A 1,761-nucleotide genomic window follows, 5' to 3' on the forward strand; every position below is an offset into this window, starting at 1 on the left:
ACTTCAGCGCTTCCATGACCAGGCGGCCGACTTCTCCCGAAGCAACCTCCGTCTCGCCGGAACTTTCGAGCTGTCGCACGATGCCTGTCACCGCGCGGTCGATGCGTTCGGGATCGACATTGCGCTTGCGCACGGCGATCTCCACCGAGCGCAACAGCTTGTCGCGGTCGAAGGGCACTTTGCGGCCCGATTTCTTGACCACGACGAGGTCGCGCAACTGCACGCGTTCGAAGGTGGTGAAACGGCCGCCGCAATCGGGGCAGACGCGCCGCCTGCGGATTGCCGCGCCATCCTCGGCGGGGCGCGAATCCTTCACCTGCGTATCTTCCGACTGGCAATAGGGACAGCGCATGGAGAAGCCTTTGGTTGGCGAATCTGGTGAAGCGAAAGGCTTAGAGGTTTTTGCAGCGATGGCAAAGTGTCGCCAACAGCTCCCTCGCCCTTCAGAGATAGCGAGGCGCAAGCAGGATTGCCAGCCTCGCCAGCAGCCGCACAGCGTACCGATGTCTTCAGGGAGCAACGTCGGCGGTCGGAAACCCGCACGATGCGCCGAGACTACGATAGGCCTTGGTGAAGCCGTCCATGGATATGCTTCCAACCGGCGCATCGCCGAAGGAGACGTCAAGCACCGATGCCCGGCGCATGGCGCGCAGGAGCGCCAGGCTGGTCTTGGACTGGTTGTCGACGGTCCAGCTGAGCCGGCCGTTGACGGCGCCATCGGAATGGAGCTTGGCAGTGACGCGGCCCTTGTCGTCGCCGAAAGTGGCGGCAACCGACTTGCCGGCCGGCAAGGCCTTGTTGTCGACGGCGATCGTTACGGACGGGTAGGCATCCGGCGGCAGTGCATCGCCGTTCGTGATGATGAGCGTCAGAACGCCGCTCTCGCCGCCAGCGCCGATAAAGGCGGTCGAGGCCGCGCAGGTCTTGCGCAGATCCTCACCGGTGTCGACCTCGTCGACCAGGGTCGACCATCTGCCAAAGGTTTCGAGCTTGGGTGCCGTCTGGGCGGGCGCCGCGGGCTCGGGCTGAGGTGCGGGTTGCGCAGGAGCGGGTTGCGCGGGCGCGGCTTGAGCAGGGGCGGTTTGCGCCAAGGCGTTGCCGGGGAAAGGCCCGGCGATCAAAGCAGCCAGGGCGCCAACGGCGCCAAGGTCGGCGAAACGAAATGGTCGCATCATCAAGGCTCCTGCCGGTCGCCCCGGCCTGCTGAAACGACGCTCGTCGTTGCAGCAGGCGGCAAAACTTCCTATCGCGTCAGCCGAGATAGGGATAGAGCGGGAAGCGATCGGTCAGCGCCACGACCTTGGCCTTGACCGCTGCTTCGACGGCGGCATTGCCCTCGTCGGAATTGGCGACCTTGAGACCATCCAGCACTTCGGCGATCAGCTTGCCGATCTCCCGGAATTCGGCCTGGCCGAAGCCGCGCGTGGTGCCGGCCGGGGTGCCGAGACGCACGCCCGAGGTGACAAAAGGCTTTTCCGGGTCGAACGGAATACCGTTCTTGTTGCACGTGATGTTGGCGCGGCCCAGCGCCGCCTCGGCGCGCTTGCCGGTGGCGTTCTTCGGACGCAAATCGACCAGCATCAGATGGTTGTCTGTGCCGCCGGAGACGATGTCGAGACCGGTTTCCTTGAGGCTGGAGGCGAGCGCCTTGGCGTTGGCGGCAACGCTCTCGGCATAGACCTTGAAGCTTGGCTTCAGCGCTTCGCCGAAGGCAACCGCCTTGGCGGCGATGACATGCATAAGCGGGCCGCCCTGCAGGCC

General features: G+C 65.0%; 2 protein-coding genes and 1 pseudogene. All 3 read right to left on the reverse strand.

Features of this window, described 5'->3' with window-relative positions; translation table 11 throughout:
- The coding region (locus tag EN914_RS34285; RefSeq protein WP_127389631.1) for a transcriptional regulator NrdR at positions 1–352 on the reverse strand (352 nt) is incomplete at its 3' end.
- A gap of 157 nt (positions 353–509) precedes the next feature.
- A complete protein-coding gene (locus tag EN914_RS34290) occupies positions 510–1,175 on the reverse strand; it encodes a hypothetical protein (RefSeq protein WP_024504683.1) in 666 nt (221 codons plus the stop codon).
- Positions 1,176–1,251: 76 nt separating this feature from the next.
- Positions 1,252–1,761: pseudogene (gene glyA / locus EN914_RS34295) on the reverse strand (serine hydroxymethyltransferase); the annotation flags it as partial.

The organism is Mesorhizobium sp. M7A.F.Ca.CA.001.08.2.1 (genome assembly GCF_003998455.1).
GTDB classification, from domain to species: Bacteria; Pseudomonadota; Alphaproteobacteria; order Rhizobiales; family Rhizobiaceae; genus Mesorhizobium; species Mesorhizobium ciceri.

Excerpts from the sequence above, each read along its gene's own strand:
- EN914_RS34290 (WP_024504683.1), bottom strand. The coding sequence starts at position 1,175 with ATGATGCGACCATTTCGTTTCGCCGACCTTGGCGCCGTTGGCGCCCTG.